This window comes from Pseudomonas sp. MF08817, from assembly GCF_059862705.1.
The window spans coordinates 50026-69359 of record NZ_JCBCUY010000029.1 but is presented as its reverse complement, the minus strand read 5'-3'; the positions used below and the strand labels follow the sequence as shown (position 1 = coordinate 69359).

Annotated in this window: 19 protein-coding genes; 12 read left to right on the top strand and 7 right to left on the bottom strand. The window is 62.5% G+C overall.

The features are described from left to right. Positions 1 to 34: 34 nt before the first annotated feature. Together eat and exaC are read right to left on the bottom strand one after the other, a co-directional pair. Positions 35 to 1468 (bottom strand): ethanolamine permease, encoded by a 1434-nt coding sequence (gene eat, locus AC19YR_RS18185; protein WP_500599551.1) that lies wholly within the window; start codon positions 1466 to 1468, stop codon positions 35 to 37. Positions 1469 to 1657: 189 nt separating this feature from the next. Further along, positions 1658 to 3178, bottom strand: a complete 1521-nt coding sequence (exaC, locus tag AC19YR_RS18180; protein WP_500599549.1) for an acetaldehyde dehydrogenase ExaC — start codon at positions 3176 to 3178, stop codon at positions 1658 to 1660. A 309-nt stretch (positions 3179 to 3487) separates the two neighbouring features. Here exaC and AC19YR_RS18175 point away from each other — a divergent pair, with 309 nt between their 5' ends. The 4 genes from AC19YR_RS18175 to AC19YR_RS18160 all read left to right on the top strand — a co-directional run bounded on the left by AC19YR_RS18175 (position 3488) and on the right by AC19YR_RS18160 (position 8081). Continuing rightward, a complete protein-coding gene (locus AC19YR_RS18175; protein ID WP_500599547.1) occupies positions 3488 to 5407 on the top strand; it encodes a sigma-54-dependent Fis family transcriptional regulator in 1920 nt (639 codons plus the stop codon). 418 nt (positions 5408 to 5825) lie between these two features. Next, complete coding sequence (gene mpl, locus AC19YR_RS18170) at positions 5826 to 7175, top strand: UDP-N-acetylmuramate:L-alanyl-gamma-D-glutamyl-meso-diaminopimelate ligase (RefSeq protein ID WP_095109627.1); 1350 nt, start codon at positions 5826 to 5828, stop codon at positions 7173 to 7175. Then, positions 7172 to 7801 carry a flavin prenyltransferase UbiX gene (gene ubiX / locus AC19YR_RS18165; protein WP_500599545.1) on the top strand — a complete coding sequence of 210 codons (630 nt, stop codon included), beginning with the start codon at positions 7172 to 7174 and terminating at the stop codon, positions 7799 to 7801. Before mpl ends, ubiX begins: the two co-directional genes overlap by 4 nt. Next, positions 7794 to 8081: a YceK/YidQ family lipoprotein gene (locus AC19YR_RS18160; protein ID WP_095109625.1), complete on the top strand. Its 288-nt coding sequence runs from the start codon at positions 7794 to 7796 to the stop codon at positions 8079 to 8081. Before ubiX ends, AC19YR_RS18160 begins: the two co-directional genes overlap by 8 nt. Before the next feature lie 2 nt (positions 8082 to 8083). Here the strand turns inward: AC19YR_RS18160 and AC19YR_RS18155 are convergent, their stop codons facing one another. From AC19YR_RS18155 to AC19YR_RS18145, 3 genes are all read right to left on the bottom strand, one after another. After that, on the bottom strand, positions 8084 to 8725 hold the full coding sequence (locus AC19YR_RS18155) for an oxidoreductase (RefSeq protein ID WP_500599543.1): 642 nt from the start codon (positions 8723 to 8725) through the stop codon (positions 8084 to 8086). 27 nt (positions 8726 to 8752) lie between these two features. Continuing rightward, positions 8753 to 10459, bottom strand: coding sequence for a C13 family peptidase (locus AC19YR_RS18150; RefSeq protein WP_500599541.1), 1707 nt, complete (start codon positions 10457 to 10459; stop codon positions 8753 to 8755). A gap of 98 nt (positions 10460 to 10557) precedes the next feature. After that, on the bottom strand, positions 10558 to 11013 hold the full coding sequence (locus AC19YR_RS18145) for a MaoC family dehydratase (RefSeq protein WP_095109622.1): 456 nt from the start codon (positions 11011 to 11013) through the stop codon (positions 10558 to 10560). Positions 11014 to 11207: 194 nt separating this feature from the next. Here AC19YR_RS18145 and AC19YR_RS18140 point away from each other — a divergent pair, with 194 nt between their 5' ends. The 6 genes from AC19YR_RS18140 to AC19YR_RS18115 all read left to right on the top strand — a co-directional run bounded on the left by AC19YR_RS18140 (position 11208) and on the right by AC19YR_RS18115 (position 15079). Then, positions 11208 to 11570, top strand: coding sequence for a CidA/LrgA family protein (locus tag AC19YR_RS18140; protein ID WP_095109621.1), 363 nt, complete (start codon positions 11208 to 11210; stop codon positions 11568 to 11570). Continuing rightward, positions 11567 to 12283, top strand: coding sequence for an LrgB family protein (locus AC19YR_RS18135; RefSeq protein ID WP_500599538.1), 717 nt, complete (start codon positions 11567 to 11569; stop codon positions 12281 to 12283). The genes AC19YR_RS18140 and AC19YR_RS18135 overlap by 4 nt, the downstream gene beginning before the upstream one ends. A 10-nt stretch (positions 12284 to 12293) precedes the next feature. After that, the gene (locus tag AC19YR_RS18130; protein WP_095109619.1) at positions 12294 to 12884 is read left to right on the top strand and encodes an LON peptidase substrate-binding domain-containing protein; all 591 of its coding nucleotides are present in this window, start codon (positions 12294 to 12296) and stop codon (positions 12882 to 12884) included. A gap of 70 nt (positions 12885 to 12954) precedes the next feature. Then, positions 12955 to 13932 (top strand): IS5 family transposase, encoded by a 978-nt coding sequence (locus tag AC19YR_RS18125; RefSeq protein WP_458729687.1) that lies wholly within the window; start codon positions 12955 to 12957, stop codon positions 13930 to 13932. Positions 13933 to 14184: 252 nt separating this feature from the next. Beyond that, complete coding sequence (locus tag AC19YR_RS18120; protein WP_176465119.1) at positions 14185 to 14358, top strand: hypothetical protein; 174 nt, start codon at positions 14185 to 14187, stop codon at positions 14356 to 14358. Positions 14359 to 14461: 103 nt separating this feature from the next. Continuing rightward, complete coding sequence (locus AC19YR_RS18115; protein ID WP_500599536.1) at positions 14462 to 15079, top strand: hypothetical protein; 618 nt, start codon at positions 14462 to 14464, stop codon at positions 15077 to 15079. A gap of 52 nt (positions 15080 to 15131) precedes the next feature. On the opposite strand, the gene AC19YR_RS18110 is transcribed toward AC19YR_RS18115, so the two are convergent. Continuing rightward, positions 15132 to 16448, bottom strand: coding sequence for a bifunctional DedA family/phosphatase PAP2 family protein (locus tag AC19YR_RS18110; RefSeq protein ID WP_500599535.1), 1317 nt, complete (start codon positions 16446 to 16448; stop codon positions 15132 to 15134). Positions 16449 to 16467: 19 nt separating this feature from the next. Then, positions 16468 to 17154, bottom strand: a complete 687-nt coding sequence (locus tag AC19YR_RS18105) for a DNA-3-methyladenine glycosylase (protein ID WP_500599533.1) — start codon at positions 17152 to 17154, stop codon at positions 16468 to 16470. Between the two features lie 176 nt (positions 17155 to 17330). Here AC19YR_RS18105 and AC19YR_RS18100 point away from each other — a divergent pair, with 176 nt between their 5' ends. Both AC19YR_RS18100 and nadD read left to right on the top strand, forming a co-directional pair. Continuing rightward, a complete protein-coding gene (locus tag AC19YR_RS18100; protein ID WP_095109615.1) occupies positions 17331 to 18602 on the top strand; it encodes a glutamate-5-semialdehyde dehydrogenase in 1272 nt (423 codons plus the stop codon). Further along, the gene (nadD, locus tag AC19YR_RS18095; RefSeq protein ID WP_095109614.1) at positions 18571 to 19287 is read left to right on the top strand and encodes a nicotinate-nucleotide adenylyltransferase; all 717 of its coding nucleotides are present in this window, start codon (positions 18571 to 18573) and stop codon (positions 19285 to 19287) included. The genes AC19YR_RS18100 and nadD overlap by 32 nt, the downstream gene beginning before the upstream one ends. Positions 19288 to 19334 lie beyond the last annotated feature (47 nt).

The window sequence follows — 19334 nt, the reverse complement described above, 5'->3', positions numbered from 1 at the left end:
CCGAGGTATGCCCCGGGGCCGAGGTTTTCGGCGGTCAGTGCAAGGCTTCTTCCGCTTTTTGAATGGCCGCGAATTCTTCTTCGGGCGTGCCTGCTACCAAGTGATGCCGGCTGTAGAAAGCAAAGTAAGCAATTAATACTCCATAGATGATGGCTGCGCCAATCACCACTCGCGGGTCCACCAGAAAGCCCGCCACCACGGCGATACAGGCCAGCACCAGGGCCACACCCGAGGTGAAGATGCCGCCCGGGGTGCGGTACGGGCGCTCCATTTTGGGGCGGCGGATACGCAGGGTGATGTGCGCGGCCATCATCAGCACGTAGGAAATGGTCGCGCCGAACACGGCCACCAGAATCAGCAGGTCGCCCTGGCCGGTCAGGGACAGGCCAAAACCGATGATGCCGGGGATAATCAGCGCCAGCACCGGCGCCTTGCTTTTATTGGTCTGGGACAACTTGCGCGGCAGGTAGCCGGCGCGGGACAAGGCGAAGATCTGCCGCGAGTAGGCGTAGATGATCGAGAAGAAACTGGCGATCAACCCCGCCAGGCCCACCAGGTTGACGAAACTGCCCATCCAGGTGGAACCGCCATAAGCCTTGGCCAGCGCCTCGACCAACGGATTGCCCGAGGTCAGCAAGGCGTTGGCGCCTGCGCCGCCGGGGCCGATCACCAAGATCAGCAAGGCAAAGCTGAGCAGCACCAGCATGGCGCCGATCAGGCCGCGCGGCAGGTCGCGCTTGGGGTTCTTGGTTTCTTCGGCCGCCAGGGGCACACCTTCGACGGCGAGGAAAAACCAGATGGCGTAAGGAATCGCCGCCCACACCCCGACATAGCCGAAGGGCAGGAAGTTGCTGGCGCCCACCGCTTCGGTGACCGGGATATCCAGCAGGTTGGCGACCGAGAAGTGCGGCACCATCGCCACCAGGAACACCCCCAGGGCAATGGCGGCGACGGCGGTGATGATGAACATCAGTTTGAGCGCTTCGCCCACGCCGAAAATGTGGATGCCGATAAACAGAATGTAGAACGCCAGGTAGATCACCCAGCCGCCTATGCCAAACAGCGACTCACAATACGCGCCGATAAACACCGCGATGGCGGCGGGGGCGATGGCGTATTCGATCAGGATCGCCGTGCCGGTGAGAAACCCGCCCCAGGGCCCGAATGCGCTGCGGGCAAAGCCATAGCCGCCGCCGGCGGTGGGGATCATGGACGACAGTTCGGCCAGGGAAAAACACATGCACAGGTACATGGTGGCCATCAGCAAGGTGGCCAGGAACATCCCGCCCCAGCCACCCTGGGCCAGGCCGAAGTTCCACCCGGCGTAGTCGCCGGAAATCACGTAGGCCACGCCGAGGCCGACCAACAGTACCCAGCCGGCGGCGCCTTTTTTCAGTTCGCGTTGTTGGAAGTATTCGCTGCCGACTTTTTCAAAATCGACGGAGGAGCCAGTAGGTTCGCTTGGCATGATGGATCACCTTCAATTTTTATTGTTTTAGCCCGGCATCTGTGTGCCGGAAGAGGTGCAGCGGCTTGCGACGATCATCTGTGGGGGCCGGTACTGCCAGCCTGGTTCTAGAACGGATTGCCATTTTCGCGAGCAGGCTCGCTCCCACAGCGGTATGCACGCCAAGTGTGGGAGCGGGCCGGTCGGGGGTTAGAAGAAGCCCAGTGGGTTGATGTCGTAGCTCACCAGCAGGTTTTTGGTCTGTTGGTAGTGGTCGAGCATCATTTTGTGGGTTTCGCGGCCGACGCCGGACTTTTTGTAGCCACCGAACGCGGCGTGGGCCGGGTACAAGTGGTAGCAGTTGGTCCACACGCGCCCGGCCTTGATCGCCCGGCCCATGCGGTAGGCGCGGTTGATGTCGCGGGTCCACAGGCCGGCGCCCAGGCCGAACTCGGTGTCGTTGGCAATCGCCAGGGCTTCGGCTTCGTCCTTGAAGGTGGTGATGCTCACTACCGGGCCGAAGATTTCTTCCTGGAACACGCGCATCTGGTTGGTGCCCTTGAGCAGCGTTGGCTGGATGTAGTAGCCGCTGGCCAGGTTGCCTTCGAGTTTTTCTACCTTGCCGCCGGTGAGCAATTGCGCGCCTTCGCCCTTGGCGATTTCCAGGTACGAGAGGATTTTGTCGAACTGCTGCTCGGACGCCTGGGCGCCGACCATGGTGTCGGTGTCGAGAGGGTCGCCGCGTTTGATCTGCGCGACCTTTTTCATCACCACTTGCATGAACTCGTCGTAGATCGACTCCTGCACCAAGGCGCGGGACGGGCAGGTGCACACTTCGCCCTGGTTGAAGAACGCCAGCACCAGGCCTTCGGCGGCTTTTTCGATGAACTGCGGCTCGGCCTTCATGATGTCTTCAAAGAAGATGTTCGGCGACTTGCCGCCCAGCTCCACGGTGGACGGGATGATGTTGTCGGCCGCGCATTTCATGATGTGCGCGCCCACAGGCGTGGAGCCTGTGAAGGCGATTTTGGCGATGCGCTTGCTGGTGGCCAGCGCTTCGCCAGCCTCTTTGCCGAAACCTTGCACCACGTTGAGCACGCCCGGTGGCAGCAGGTCGCCGATCAGCTCCATCAGCACGCTGATGCCCAGGGGCGTCTGTTCGGCGGGTTTGAGCACGACGCAGTTACCCGCGGCCAGGGCCGGGGCGAGTTTCCACGCGGCCATCAGGATCGGGAAGTTCCACGGGATGATCTGCCCGACCACACCCAACGGCTCGTGAAAGTGATAGGCGGCGGTGTGTTCGTTGATTTCGGCGCTGCTGCCTTCCTGGGCGCGGATGCAGCCGGCGTAGTAGCGAAAGTGATCGGCAGCCAGGGGAATGTCGGCGTTGAGGGTTTCGCGCACCGCTTTGCCGTTGTCCCAGGTTTCGGTGATGGCCAGCACTTCGAGGTTCTGTTCGATGCGGTCGGCGATTTTCAGCAGCACCAGGGCGCGGTCCTGCACTGAGGTCTTGCCCCAGGCATCAGCGGCAGCGTGGGCGGCGTCCAGGGCTTTGTCGATGTCTTCGGCGCTGGAGCGGGGAAATTCGGCAATCGGCTGGCCGTTGACCGGCGAGGTGGAGGTGAAGTACTGGCCTTTGACCGGCGCCACGAACTCGCCGTTGATGTAGTTGCCGTACTTGGCCTTGAAGGAAACGATGGCGCCTTCAGTACCGGGGTGTGCGTAACGCATGGTGAGTATCTCCTGACTCTTGTGCTTATAGGGGAGGACGCGCCGTGGCGCTTGCATAAGCCTAGAGCAAAGGTCGGGCCACTGCCCGGCGCCCCAGCAAAATCAAGGGTTTGGCGTTTGTCGTAGACGCTGCCGGGCGCCCGGCGTGGCAGTTTCGATACAGCCAAAGTGACACTTTGTACCGCAAGCGGTACAGCCTGTGACTCCTCGGTCGCGGTGTGATTGCAATCGGCCACGCGCAGGAGGATGCTGGGCCTTCGCGTGTCTTGGGTTCGCCCTTTCAGCCCTGGCGCAGGAGAACAATAAAAAATGCTCAACAACCATCTGAGCCGTCACGCCCAGCAGGTGCTGACGGTGACCCAGGGCAAGGCCCACTTGCAGGGCCCGGGCAGCGACCCGTCGATTGCCCGCTCGTGGTTGCGTTGCCTTGAGGACTATCACCTCGACCCCGCCCTGGCCATGGCGCCCACCGTGCTCGAACACGGCCGTGTGCTGGAAAGCCGCGAGCGTTTGCAGCAGGTGTTGCACATTGCCGGAGGCGAAATGAACAGCCTGCACCAGCAGCTCTGCGGCGCCGGCCACGCGGTGCTGCTCACCGATGCGCGCGGGGTGATCCTCAATTGCGTGACCGCGCCCACCGAGCGGCGCATCTTCGAGCGCGCCGGGCTGTGGCTCGGCGCCGACTGGAGCGAGGCCTGCGAAGGCACTAACGGCATCGGCACCTGCCTGGTGGAGCGCCAGGCCTTGACCATCCACCAGGACGAACACTTTCGCGGCCGCCACACGGGCCTGACCTGCTCGGCGAGCCCGGTGTTCGACCCCCATGGCCAATTGCTGGCGGTGCTCGACGTGTCGTCGGCGCGCCACGATGTCTCGCGCCAGAGCCAGTTCCACACCATGGCCCTGGTCAACCTCTCGGCGAAGATGATCGAGAGCTGCTATTTCCTGCGCTATTTCGATAACCAATGGCTGTTGCGCTTTCACTTGCAGGCCGAGTCGGTGGGTTTGTTCAGCGAAGGGTTGCTGGCGTTCGATGGTGAAGGGCGTATCTGTGCGGTCAACCAGAGCGCACTGAACCTGCTGGGGGTGGGGCGCGGCGGGCTGCTGGGGCACGCGGTGGAAGACTTTTTCGACTGCTCCCTCGACCAGTTGCTAGAACGGGCCAGCGTCGACGCCAGCGCCAGTTGGCCGCTGCGCACCCGCGACGGGCGTGGCTTGTTCGCCCTGTTGCGCGGCCAGGCGCGTCGCGTGCCGAGCCCCGCCCCGCAAGTGGCGCCGCCCGTTACGCCACGGGCGACGCTGCCGGGCCTGTGCCTGGGCGATGCGGGTTTGCAGGAGGATTTTCGCAAGGCCCTGCGGGTGTTCGAGCGCGATGTGCCGCTGCTTATCCATGGCGAAACCGGCTCCGGCAAGGAGGCGTTCGCCAAGGCTGTGCACCAGGCCAGCCAGCGCGCGGACAAAGCGTTCGTCGCCCTCAACTGTGCGGCGATCCCGGAAAGCCTGATCGAGAGCGAACTGTTCGGCTATCGCGGCGGCAGTTTCACCGGCGCGCGCAAGGATGGCATGCGCGGCAAGCTGCAACAGGCCGACGGCGGGACCTTGTTCCTCGATGAAATCGGCGATATGCCGTTGGCGTTGCAAACCCGGCTATTAAGGGTGCTGGAGGATCGGCTGGTGGTGCCCATTGGCGGCGAACCTGTGGCGGTGAACGTGCGCATCATCAGCGCAACCCACCGCGACCTGCTGGAGCGGGTGCGCGAAGGCAGTTTCCGTGAAGACTTGTATTACCGCCTCAATGGCCTGGAAATCGCCTTGCCGGCGTTGCGTGCGCGCAGCGACAAATCCCAGTTGCTCGACTTTCTCCTGGCCGAGGAGGCGGGCGGCCACAGCGTGCTGCTCGACGCCCCGGCGCGCCAGGCGCTGCTGGATTTCGCCTGGCCGGGCAACGTGCGACAACTGCGCAACGTGCTGCGCACCCTGGCGGCGTTGTGCGAGGACGGGCGCATCGGTTTGCCGGACTTGCCGGCGCTGATCCGCCAAGCCCCAGTGCCTGCGGCCGCCAATGAAAGCACCGTGCCGGGCGAATTCCCCCTCGACGACGCCGAACGCCTGGCCTTGCTCACGGCCCTGGAGCAGCAGCGCTGGCACATGACTCACACCGCCGCCCAACTGGGGGTAAGCCGCAACACCCTCTATCGCAAACTGCGCAAGCATGGGATTGCGCGGTAGCGGGCGGTTTGCCCGGGTGTGCTGACTGTGTATCTGCCAGATGTGTATTGGCAGCAATGCCGCCATCGCGGGCAAGGCCCGCTCCCACAGTTGAACGGTGGTGTGGCTGGGATGTTCATTTTTCCGCTGTGGGAGCGAGCCTGCTCGCGATGGGCGGGTAGATATGCAGCACCTGCACCAGCCCATCGCGGGCAAGGCCCGCCCCCACAGTTGAACGGTGGTGTGGCTGGGATGTTCATTTTTCCGCTGTGGGAGCGAGCCTGCTCGCGATGGGCGGGTAGACATGCAGCACCTGCACCGGCCCATCGCGGGCAAGGCCCGCTCCACAGTGATGGGGTGGTGGGAGGTGAGGGGCAAACTCCAGGTGCGCATCCAGCCACCCTGCGCTAACCTGCCGCGATGTTTTACGAGGTCGACTATGCACATTCATATTCTCGGTATCTGCGGCACTTTCATGGGTTCGATGGCGGTGTTGGCCAAAGAATTGGGCCATCACGTCACCGGGTCCGACGCTAACGTCTACCCGCCGATGAGCACGCAACTGGAGGCCCAGGGCATTGTCCTGACCCAGGGCTACGACCCGGCGCAGCTCGACCCGGCTCCGGACCTGGTGGTCATCGGCAACGCCATGTCCAGGGGTAACCCGGCGGTCGAGTATGTGCTGAACAAGGGCTTGCCCTACGTCTCCGGCCCGCAGTGGCTGGCCGACCATGTGCTGCAAGGCCGTTGGGTCTTGGCTGTGGCCGGCACCCACGGCAAGACCACCACCAGCAGCATGCTCGCCTGGGTGCTGGAGCACGCGGGCATGAGCCCGGGTTTCCTGATCGGCGGTGTGCCGCAGAATTTTTCGGTGTCGGCGCGCCTGGGCGATACGCCGTTCTTCGTCATCGAGGCGGATGAATACGACAGCGCCTTCTTCGACAAACGCTCGAAATTCGTCCATTACCACCCGCGCACCGCGATCCTCAATAACCTTGAGTTCGATCATGCGGACATCTTCCCCGATCTGCCGGCTATCGAACGGCAATTCCACCATTTGGTGCGTACCATTGCGAGCGAAGGCCTGGTTATCCACCCCACCACCGAACCGGCGTTGCAGCGGGTGATCGAGATGGGTTGCTGGACCCCGGTACAAACCACCGGCGCAGGTGGGCAATGGCAGGCCAAGCTGCTCAGCGAGGACGGCTCGCGCTTTGAGGTGCTGTTCGAGGGCGTGGCCCATGGCGTGGTCGAGTGGGACATGACCGGCCAGCACAACGTCGCCAATGCCCTGGCCACCCTGGCCGCCGCACGCCACGTCGGCGTTGTGCCGGCCATGGGTATCGCCGCGCTGAGCGCGTTCAAGAGCGTCAAGCGGCGCATGGAAAAAGTCGCCGAGGTGCGCGGCATTACCATTTACGACGACTTCGCCCACCACCCCACCGCCATTGCCACCACCCTCGATGGCCTGCGCAAGCGCGTGGGCGATGCGCCGGTGATCGCCATCATCGAGCCGCGTTCCAACTCGATGAAACTCGGCGCCCACCGCGACGGCTTGCCGCAAAGCGTGGTCGATGCCGACCAGGTGATCTGGTTCGCCCCGGCCAACCTGGGCTGGGACCTGGCCAGCATCGCGGCGCTGTGCACGGTGCCCTCGATTGTCAGCGACTCTCTGGAAGGCATCATCGAGCGGGTGAAAAGCCAGGCCCGCCCCGGCACCCACGTGGTCATCATGAGCAACGGCGGCTTCGGCGGCCTGCATGGCAAGCTCGCCGAGGCGCTGCAATGAGCGGCCCGGAGCGCATCACCCTGGCAATGACCGGGGCTTCCGGCGCGCAGTACGGCTTGCGCCTGCTCGATTGCCTGGTGCGCGAAGACCGCGAGGTGCACTTCCTGATTTCCAAGGCGGCGCAACTGGTAATGGCCACCGAGACCGACGTCTCGCTGCCGCCCAAGACCCAGATGATGCAAGCCTTCCTCACCGAGTACACGGGCGCGGCCGCCGGGCAGATCCGCGTGTACGGCAAGGAGGATTGGATGTCGCCGGTGGCGTCCGGCTCGAGCGCGCCGGCGGCCATGGTGGTGGTGCCGTGTTCCACCGGCACCTTGTCGGCGATTGCCACTGGCGCGTGCAATAACCTGATCGAGCGCGCCGCCGATGTCACCCTCAAGGAGCGCCGCCAGTTGATTCTGGTGCCCCGCGAGGCGCCGTATTCGAGCATTCACCTGGAGCACATGCTCAAACTGTCGAACATGGGCGTGACCATTTTGCCGGCCTCGCCCGGGTTCTATCACCAGCCGCAGACCATCGATGATTTGATCGATTTCGTGGTGGCACGCATTCTCAACCTGCTCGACATTCCCCAGGACATGCTGCCGCGCTGGGGCGAGCACCATTTGAGTAGCGATGAGTAAAGGCCTGCTAGCGCTGTTGCTCGCCCTGCAACTGGGCGGCTGTGCCACGGTGCGCACCCTGGACGCCGCCAAACCCGGGGCGCCGGTGGTGTATGCGGGAACGCGGCTGGACGTATACGCCTTGCAGGGCGGTTGCTGCGCCATGGACCGCTTTGGCGCGCCGGCACCGAGTTATCCGGGCCTGGACCTGCCGGCCAGCGCTTTGCTCGACACCCTGCTGTTGCCCCTGTCGGTGTTGACCGTGCTGGGCGTTGGCGTTCAGGCCACGGGTGGGTTGTAGGGCTACTTGCCCAGGCGCCGCAACTCGTCCGACTCCACAATCCGCACGCCGTCCTGCTCCTCCAGGGCCAGGCGCCACATGGCGCGGGCCAGGTGGCAGGCTTCGATACCGCGGTACTTGCCGGGGATGAGTTTGGCCAGGGGCGCCGCCAGTTGTTCGCCCAGGCGCGGCTCCAGGCGTTCGCCCAGTAGCAGGGAAGGGCGGCAGATGGTCAGTTGCGGCCAGCCTTGGGCCTTGAGGGCCTGCTCCATTTCGCCTTTGACCCGGTTGTAGAACACCGAAGACGTGGGGTCGGCGCCTATCGCGCTGATGACGATCAGGTGCCGGGCGCCCATGTCCCGGGCGCGTTGGGCGAAGGCCACGACCATGTCGAAATCCACCGCACGAAACGCCGCTTCGCTGCCGGCCTGCTTGAGAGTGGTGCCCAGGCAGCAGTAGGCGATGTCGACACGACCGCTGAGTTGAGGGAGGAACGCCGCCGGGTCGCCCACCGGGTTTTCCAGGTGCGGGTGTGCGGCCAATGGGCGGCGCGAGGGTGCCAGTACGCGGGTGACAGTCGGCTCGTTGAGCAGCCGATCGAGCAGATGTTCGCCGGTCAGGCCGGTGGCGCCGGCGAGCAGGACATGGGCAGGTGTCAGGTACATGGTGTTTCCCCCTTGTTACAAGTGAGCTTAGTTGCTGTTTGCCACCTTGGCGCTTTCGAGCGCCGATCTTGCTTGTTGTTTGCGTAGCTGCTGCCAGTGCGCTAGTACGCCCTTGGGTGCCCAGATCTGGGGCTCGGATGGATCGAAATTGTCTTGCAGTTCGCGCTCGGCCACGGTGGCCTGGGCCAGGGCGAAGGCGTGCTGTAAATCGTCGGTCTGGTTCAGCGCTTGGGCGAACAGGGCGTCGCCGAAGTAGGTGAAATCGGCCTCTTCGGAGCAACCGAACGACACGCGGTCGGCGCGCGAGGCGGTCATTACCAGGGTGCGTTCGTCTTTGAGCGGGGCGATGAAACCGCCGGAATAACAGGCGGAAATGACCACGACTTTGTCGCGGTTTTTCAGCGGCGCCAACACGGTGGCCAGTTCGGCGGCGGGCAGGTCGGCCAGTTCCATGCGCGGTTGGTCGAGCACCAGTTCATGGCTGGCGCTGCCGTGGCTGGTCAGGTAGATGAACACCAGGTCTTCCGGGCCGCTGCGTTCGGCCAGGGTCAGGACGGCGCGGCGCAGGGTTTCGCGGCTGGCCATGGGGCGGTCGGCGAGGTGGTCGCGGTGGTTGACCAGGCGAATCTGCCCGTGGGCGCCGAAGCGGCTGGCAAGCATGTTGCTGACGTAGTCCGATTCGCGCAAAAACACGCTTTGCTTGCCGTCGCCGCCCAGGGTCAAGCTGTACAGCTCGATGGCCGGGGTCGAGGCAGGCACGGCGGCCAGGACCTGCTCCAGCAGGTGGCCCTGGGCCAGCAGGCCTACCTCCAGGGGGTCGGGCAGCCATTTTCCGCTTTCATCGCGCACGCGCTGGCCATTGGCCCACACGCCGCGTTGTACCGTGCCGTCGCTGAGCACCAAGGTGCCCTGGCCCTGGTAGCTGTCGTTGTCGAACTGGCCGATATAGAAGCTGGCGTCACTGAGGTTCAAACGGCCCTGGCCGGTGAAGCGCCAGTCGCTGAACTGGCCGACGTAGTGGCTGCCATCGGCGCCGATCAACTCGCCCTTGCCGCTCAGCGCGCCTTCGCTGAACTGGCCGATCCAGACATCGCCGTCGGCGTTCTCGTAGCGGCCCTTGCCGTGGAGCTGGTTGTTTTTGAAGGCGCCGACGTACATGTCGCCATCGGCGCTGTTGAAGGTGCCATTGCCTTCCAGTTGGCCATCGACGAAGCGCCCGCTGAACTGGTTGCCGCTGGCGTCGCCGCGCTGGCCCTCGCCGTTGGGCTTGCCGCGGGCGAACTGGCCTTGGTACTGGCTGCCGTCGTCCAGCTCCAGACGCCCGAGGCCAGCATACTGGTCGGCCTTGAACTCGCCGCGATAGAGCATGCCCGGCTCTTTGAGGGTGCCTTCGCCGTCGCGCCGGCCCAGTTTGAAGCCGCCGCTGTAGCTGCTGTCGCGGGTGGTCAGGGTCCCTTGGCCGTGGAACAGGCCTTGCTCGAACTGCCCGCGGTAAACCTCGCCGTCGCTGCCGTGCCATTCGCCTTGGCCGTGCCACAGGCCTTTGTCGAATTGGCCGGCGTACCAACTGCCATTGGGGTAGTCGATGCGGCCCTGGCCTTGGAGCAAGCCTGCGACCAGGTCACCGCGATAGCGCCCGCCGTCGGGCAGGCGTGCGTCGGGCGGCAATAGCGATTCGCCATCGCCACACGCGGTGAGCAACAGGGTCAGCAACAGGGGTGCAAATGGGCGCATAGCGGGTTCCCGGCAATTAAGCGACCGAGTATGCCGCAGCGAAGGGGCTTACATAAGAGGCGAGTGAAACAGCGCGGGCTGTTTCGCGGGCGCGGGGCCTAGACGAACGCGAGGGACAGGGGCTCGGCGATGTACGCCGGTTTTTCTTGGCCTTCTATTTCCAGGGTGGCGGTGGCTTTGAGCAGCCATTGGCCGGGTTTCTTCTCGCTGACTTCGGTCAATTCGACCTTGAGCCGTACCTTGGAGTTGACCTTGACCGGTTGGATGAAACGCACACTGTCCAGGCCATAGTTGACCACCATCTTCAGGCCTTCGGGCAGGACCAGGATGTCTTCCATCAGCTTGGGGATCAGCGACAGCGACAAAAAGCCGTGGGCGATGGTGCTGCCAAATGGGGTTTGCGCGGCTTTGACCGGGTCAACGTGGATGAACTGAAAATCGCCAGTGGCCTCGGCGAACAGGTTGATGCGTTCCTGATCGATAGTGAGCCAGTCGGAACGTCCAAGTTCCTTGCCGACATAATCTTTGAGCTCTGCAACAGGGACATAGGGCATTGAGACTCTCCTTGGGTTCATCGTTTTTATCGTTTTTGTGGGTGACGCACCGTCCTGCGCGTGTCACCGCAGCAGAACCACTTTAGATCATCATGGCCATTTGTCCCGGTCAACCCTTCATCGCCCCGGCGAATACCCGTTCATAGCGCCCGGCGTGCTTATAATGCCCGGCGCTTTTTTTCGGGAGATAGCGGATGTTGCTGCGAGGGCTGACCTGGCTGGTGCTGTTCCAATTGCTTGGCACGGCGATCAATCACCTGTTCCTGCCGGTGCTGCCGGGGCCGATTGTCGGCCTGCTGCTGCTCCTGGCATTCCTGATTACCCGGGGCGAAGTGGGCGAGCCGCTGAGCCTGGCCGCTGGCAGCCTGCTGCGCTATCTGCCCCTGCTGCTGGTGCCGCCAGCGGTGGGGGTGATGGTCTACGCCGCCGACATCGCCGCGGATTTCTGGGCCATCGCCGGCGCGCTGGTGCTGTCGCTGGTGCTTTCCATGGCTTTTATCGGCGTGCTGATGAACTGGCTGGTCAAACGCCAGGCCCACCGGGAGGCCGACCAATGATCCTCGACTGGCACGGCGCCTTGGCCGCAGTGGTGCACCATCCGCTGTTCGGCATCGGCATTACCCTGGGCGCTTATCAACTGGTGCTGGCGGGGTTCGAGAAAACCCGCTGGATCTTCCTGCAACCGGTGCTGGTGTCGATGCTGCTGGTGATCGGCGTGCTGCTGGCCTGCGGCCTAAGCTACGCCGAATATCGCAAAAGCACCGAGATCCTCAGCATCCTCCTGGGCCCGGCGACGGTAGCCCTGGCCGTGCCGCTGTACCTCAACCTGCGGCGTATCCGGCAGTTGTTCTGGCCGATTTTTACTACGCTGGTGGTTGGCGGCGTGGTGGCCACCGTACTGGGCGTGGCGCTGGGTTGGTGGTTTGGTGCCGAGCACATGATCCTGATGACCATGGCGCCCAAGTCAGTGACGTCGCCCATTGCCATGCTAGTGGCCGAGCAGATCGGTGGCGTTGCCGCCCTGGCGGCGGTGTTCGTGCTGATTACCGGGGTGATCGGCGCCATTTTCGGCCCGGCGATCCTCACTCGCCTCGGCGTCCACGGTCCCGAAGCGCGGGGCATGGCCCTGGGCATCACCGCCCATGCGGTGGGGACTTCGGTGGCCCTGCAGGAAAGTGACGAGTGCGGCGCCTTCGCCGCGCTGGCAATGAGCCTGATGGGCGTGGCCACGGCGGTGCTGCTGCCGTTGGCGGTATCGATGGTGGTTTAAGGAAGCTTTTATGAGCCTGGCGCTATTCCCTCTCAATACGGTGCTATTCCCCGGTTGCACCCTGGATTTGCAGATTTTCGAGGCGCGCTACCTGGACATGATCGGCCGCTGCATGAAGCAGGGCAGCGGTTTTGGCGTGGTCTGCCTGCTAGACGGCGACGAAATGGGCATCGCCCCCGAAGGCTATGCGCTGGTCGGTTGTGAGGCGCGGATTATCGATTTCAAGCAGCAGGACAACGGTTTGCTGGGTATTCGCGTGATGGGAGGACGGCGGTTTCGGGTGCTGAGCGCCCAGGTGCAGCGCGACCAATTGACCGTTGCCGATGTCGAGTGGCTCCAAGAGCTTCCCGAGCAGCCCCTGCAAGACGAAGATGCCGACTTGATGGCGCTGCTCAAGGCGTTGGCCGAACACCCGATGGTCGAAGCTTTGGACATGGGCACCGACGCCGCCGGCCAGCAGTCCCTGGCCAATCAGTTGGCCTACCTGCTGCCATTCACCGAGTTGGACAAGATCGACTTGCTGCAACTGGACGATCCACAGCAGCGTTTGGATGCGATCCAGGCTCTGTTAGATGAGTTGCAGGGCGAGTTATTTGCCTAGGGAAACTCTGAAAAAGACTTCCAACTCTGGTGAAATACGCCTGTCCCACGAACTGAACGGTTGAGCCCCGATGAAGCAAATGTCTTTCGCTGATGCCGAGTACGCAGGCAAACGTAAGCAGACCCGCCGCGAGCGTTTCCTGATTGAGATGGATCAGGTTGTGCCCTGGAAAGGTCTGATTGCGTTGATCGAGCCGTACTATCCGAAGGGCGAAGGCGGTCGTCCGGCGTATCCGTTGATGGCCATGCTTCGGGTTCATCTGATGCAAAACTGGTTCGGCTACAGCGACCCGGCGATGGAAGAGTCCCTCTACGAAACCACGATTCTGCGCCAGTTTGCCGGGCTGCATTTGGATCGGATTCCGGATGAAACCACGATCCTCAACTTCCGCCGGCTGTTGGAAAAGCATGAGCTGGCCGGTGGTATTTTGCAGGTCATCAACGGCTATTTGTGTGATCGTGGTTTGCTGCTGCGCCAAGGTACAGTGGTCGATGCGACGATCATTCATGCACCCAGTTCGACCAAGAACGAGGACGGTAAACGCGACCCTGAAATGCACCAGACCAAGAAAGGAAATCAGTACTTTTTTGGGATGAAATCGCACATCGGTGTCGATGCGGAATCCGGTTTGGTGCATAGCGTAGTGGGCACGGCGGCGAATGTGGCGGACGTGACCCAGGTCGACCAGTTGCTGCATGGCGAGGAAACTTACGTCTCTGGCGATGCCGGTTACACCGGTGTAGAAAAGCGTCCCGAGCATCAGGATCGCGAGATGATCTGGTCGATTGCCGCGCGCCCAAGCAGCTATAAGAAGCATGCAAAAAAGAGCCTGATCGGTCGTGTGCGCCGCAAAATCGAATACGCGAAAGCACAAGTACGAGCCAAGGTTGAGCATCCATTCCGGGTAATCAAGCGCCAGTTTGGTTATACGAAAGTCCGCTTCCGAGGCTTGGTTAAAAACTCTGCGCAGCAGACCACACTGTTTGCCTTGTCGAACCTGTGGATGATGCGAAAACGGCTGTTGAATGCAGGCGAGGTGCGCCTGTGATGCGGACAATGAGCCTTGAAAAGGTGCTATCTCGCAAAAAAACGCGAACTGAGAGGAGGAAAGGCCTGATTTCCGAGCAAGTCGGCGTTTTTTGAACCTAAAACAGCGAGGCCGTTAAAAACGGCTGCTTACTTCAGACCTTCCCTAGTTATATTTTGTATTGAGTTGTTTTGTGGATTTTTCGGTATGGCTTGTCTAGTTTTAAGTTGCTCGCAGGAAGTGGGCGGCTGACTAACTAAGAAAGGATTTACGATGCGAATTTTTACGGATGAAGTTGCTTATTGGGATGAGATTACTGCTCGCTTTATTCAGGCGAACGCTACGGCAGGTGGCCGTGCAGACTATATTGTTGAGGCGGCTGTTCTTTACGCGGAACTCATGATTAAAGCGCGTCGCGAACTAAAAATTGAGAAAGTTCCTGAGTGACTAGGGTTTTTATTTTGAAGTGGAGAATGTTGCGAAGTGATGCTCTCTCTTCGTTGGGTTCATTTTTTAGTCTGCATTTTATATAGATATTTTAGGTGGTCTTATGTCTTTCGAAGGGCGTGCGGACGTATTTACCGCGCATTTGTATATTAATGGTTATCCGCTGGTTTTGAATCAGCAATACCTTCAAACCAAGCTTCTGAACAAACGTCTTACAGCTGAACAACGTGTCGAGTTTGAAGCCGGCTTGGCTGACAAGGTATTTCCGCGGTTTGTGACGCTGGCGGACTACGATGACGATGCCCCGTTGTTGTTTCAGTTCGTCTCGGTAGGGGAAAAGAAGTATGAGGTGTATGCGAAGTTGCCAGGTAAGTATGACGGCTGGCGTTTAGCAATCGACCAACAGGGTCGCCATCTGGAGGTCACTGACGAGGCTGCTCTCTCGACCTTCTCACTCATACGCGAGGGAGCGGAAAGGGCGCTGTATAGGGATTTTGGGCCGGGTCCAAGTCAGGTGATTTTAGTAAGTGAGGAGCGGCAATCCGGAATGTACTTGGCGCGCAGTAATTACCGAGACAAACACGGTAGTACGCTCAAGAACGACTACAGAAACATCATTGTCGATGTCAATCCTAACTTTACGGGGCACGATGCTTTTAACGGGCGAGTGGCAAAGTTTTTGCTCAAGGTTGTTGATGAGCCCCAAGTGACAGACTTTTGAAGGGCTGAACATCTTGTGTCATCACTCTGTAAGAGTGATGACACAAGTAATGTTAGTAGGCATAGCGCAAGATGGCATCAGGCAACTGGCGCAGGGCGAAGAACCCTAGCAGGGCGACCAATGCAGGCACGATCAGCCACCAGATACGTAGCGGCAGGGTTTCGAGCTTTTGCCTGTGCTGGGTCAGCGTCACGCTGAGGGCACAGACCCCGGTCGCCAGCAGGGCGCCGGCCAGGATGTCGGTCGGCCAGTGCACCCCCAGGTACACCCGCGAGAGCGCGATCGACGCCGCCGGCAGGCTCGCCAGCAGAAACCAGGTCAGGCGCATGCGCGGTGGCTGCCGGCAACCGGCGAGCACGGCCAGGGCCAGGAAAAACGCGAACGAGGCCGAACTGTGGCCGCTGGGCATGCTGAAGGTGGTCAGCGGTTCGTGCAGCACATCGGGGCGGATGCGCGCGAAAAACCATTTGCCCGCCGTGTTGACCAGGGCGGTGCACAGCAGCGTCGCACCGACGAATACCCCGTGACGCCACTGGCGGCAGGCCAGCAGCAGGAGTGTCAGCACTGTGCCAGCGAACACCTGAGTGGTGAAATCCCCCAGGCGCGTGACCATCACGGCCACGGCATCCAGGGTGCTGCTGCGGTTTTCCTGTACCAGGGCCATCAGGCCTTCGTCGAATTCTTTGAGATATGGGTAGCCGATAAATACCGCGCCGACCAAGGCCAGGCTCAAGCCGCCGATCATCAGGGTGGCATTGCGATGATGACGCAGGGTGCTGTTGATGCTCAGGCCCAGCATGATCGCCACGCTGGCGGCGACCACACCGGCCTGGGGCCAGAAACCCTCGGGCAGCGGCAGGCGAATTGCCGCCCCGGTGGCCCAGCCCGGCAGGATGTAGGCGACGGTCCAACCGGCGGCGGCCAGGATGCTGACGGCGATAAAGCGCGGGGAGGGCATGTCGAACATCCCCGCCACCATGGGCAGCATGGGCCGCAATGGGCCGATAAAACGCCCCACCAGGAGGCTGGCGATGCCGTAGCGCTGGAAGTAGCTTTCGGCACCGCTGATCCATTCCGGGTGGTGGCGCAGGCCCGGTAAACGCCGGATGTTCTGGTGGAAGCGCCGGCCCAGCAGGTACGACACCACGTCGCCCAGCAACCCGCCCAGCAGGCCCATCAGCAATGCCTGGCCCAGGGGCAAGGCGCCGCTGCCGGCCATGACACTGACCGCGAACAACAGCACAGTGCCAGGTACGATAAGCCCGACAATCGCCAGGCACTCGGCACACGCGAGGATGAAAATCGCCGCCGCCAGCCATTGCGGGTTGGCGGTCAGCCAAAGGGTCACGCTATCGAGCCATGGGCCCATACATACAACTCCAATCAAGTTAGGGTGTTGGCACTAGCAGTCGGTAGTCGCGTCCTTCGACCTGGCCACGGCGCAAGGGGTTCCGGGTGCAGAACGCTGCGTACTGGGCATCAATGAAGCGGTAGGGCAGGTGTTCATCGCGGCCATGGGGGATGCCCAGCCGCGTAGTCTGAACGACCCTCGGCACCTGGGCACCCACATCTTCAACATAGAGCATGTCGTGATCGAAGCGCTTGGCGTCCCACATTGGTACTTTCAGGCCTAAAGCCTTGCACAGCAGGGTTTGCCCGGCGCACAGGCGTTGCGCCGGGCGCGGCAGGCCCTGGGCGTCGGGGTTGTTGAGCTGCATCTGCGCCAGGCTGGCGGGGCCGGATAGGGCGTCGGTCCAGGGGTACGCCGATTTAATCAGCACGGCGTTGCCCGGCCCTTGGGCGCTGAAGTTCAGCGAGTCGCCCCCACGGGCGTAATACATATAAATGTGGCCGCCATCGAGAAACAGTGCCTTGCGCTTTTCGGTGTAGCCCAGTGAGGCGTGGCTGCCCTTTTCGGCGCAGTAATAGGCTTCGGTCTCGATGATGCGCGCGCTTAGCCAGAGGTCGCCGACCCGGTGGCGGATGACTTTGCCCAGCAGGTCGCGGGCCAGTAGTTGGGCATCACGGTCGAAAAAGCTGTCCGGGAGGGCGTGGGGAGCGGCGGCGATGGGCATGGCGGCGAATGCAGTGGGTGTGAATTGGCCGGCGATGATAGCAATTGCGCGCTTAATTCAAGCTGAACTTCGGCAATTTACCCTTGATTTCGACCATCCGCCTGTCTGCGCTGTTAGTAGAAGGGCGCGGCAGCTATAATCGGCCGCTTTCCTCTTTGCCAAGACCTCGCCAGACCATGACTGAGTCCGTTCTTGACTACATGACCCGCCTGGGTCGCGCCGCCCGCGAAGCTTCCCGCGTGATCGGCCGTGCCAGCACCGCGCAGAAAAACCGCGCCCTGCACGCCGCCGCGGCTGCTTTGGACGAGGCGCGCGCCGAGTTGTCCGCCGCCAATGAGCTGGACCTGGCCGCCGGCCGCGCCAATGGCCTGGAACCGGCCATGCTCGAACGCCTGGCCCTGACCCCGGCCCGCATCGACGGCATGATCGTTGGTTTGCGCCAGGTGGCGACGTTGCCGGACCCGGTGGGCGCGATCCGCGACATGAGTTATCGGCCTTCGGGTATCCAGGTTGGCAAGATGCGCGTGCCCCTGGGTGTGGTCGGCATCATTTATGAGTCGCGCCCGAATGTGACTATCGATGCCGCGAGCCTGTGCCTGAAGTCGGGCAACGCGACCATCCTGCGCGGCGGGTCCGAGGCCATTCATTCCAACCGCGCCATTGCCGCGTGCATCCAGCGTGGCTTGGCCGAGGCGGGGTTGCCGGCCGCTGTGGTGCAAGTGGTCGAAGTGACCGACCGCGCCGCCGTGGGCGCGCTGATTACCATGCCCGAGTACGTCGACGTGATCGTGCCGCGCGGTGGCAAGGGCCTGATCGAGCGGGTCAGCCGCGATGCCCGCGTACCGGTCATCAAGCACCTGGACGGCATCTGCCACGTCTATGTGGCCGCCCACGCCGACCTGGCCAAGGCCCAGCGCATTGCCTTCAACGCCAAGACCTACCGCTACGGCATCTGCGGCGCCATGGAAACCCTGCTGGTTGACCAGGCTGTCGCCGAGGCGTTCTTGCCGGCAATGGCTGCCCAATTTCGCGAAAAAGGCGTCGAACTGCGCGGCTGTGAGCGCACCCGGGCAATCATCGAGGCCGTTGCGGCCACCGAGGACGATTGGAACACCGAGTACCTGGCGCCGATCCTGTCGATCCGCGTGGTCGAAGGGCTGGACGAGGCCATCGAGCACATCAACCGCCACGGCTCGCACCACACCGACTCGATCGTCAGCGAACACCAGGGCCAGACCCGGCGTTTCGTCGCCGAGGTGGACTCGGCGTCGGTGATGATTAACACCCCGACCTGCTTCGCCGATGGCTTTGAATACGGATTGGGTGCCGAGATCGGCATTTCTACTGATAAGCTGCACGCCCGCGGCCCGGTGGGCCTCGAAGGGCTGACCTGCGAGAAGTACATCGTGGTCGGTGATGGCCAGTTGCGCGGACAGGAGTCGTTCTGACTTGGCCGACCAGCCTGATCCAGGCGTCGTGATCGCAAGCGAACCCCGGCGCATCGGTGTGCTGGGCGGAACTTTCGACCCGGTGCACATCGGGCACTTACGCGGCGCCCTGGAAGTGGCCGAAAGCCTGGGGCTCGACGAATTGCGCCTGACCCCCAACGCCAGGCCGCCCCATCGGGATACGCCGCAAGTCTCGGCGCAGGATCGCCTGGCGATGGTCGAGTGCGCGGTGGTGGGCGTGGCGCCACTGGTGGTGGACGCGCGTGAGCTGCAACGGGATAAACCGTCCTACACTATCGACACCCTGGAACTGATGCGCGCCGAGTTGGCCGCGCACGACCAGGTGTTTTTGCTTCTGGGCTGGGACGCATTTTGCGGCCTGCCTACTTGGCACCGCTGGGAGGAGTTGCTCCAGCATTGCCACATCCTGGTGCTGCAACGCCCGGATGCCGACAGCGAACCGCCGGATGCCTTGCGCAACCTGTTGGCGGCGCGGTCGGTGAGCGACCCGCTGGCCCTCAAGGGGCCGAGCGGACAGATTGCATTCGTCTGGCAGACACCGCTCGCGGTTTCCGCCACCCAGATCCGTCAACTGCTGGCCAGCGGTAAGTCGGTACGTTTCCTGGTGCCCGACGCGGTCCTGGCCTACATCGATGCGCACGGACTGTACCGTGCGCCGAACTGAAACGGAGTGCTCCAAGGCACGAATCAACGTGTATTGAAGCGCCCGAA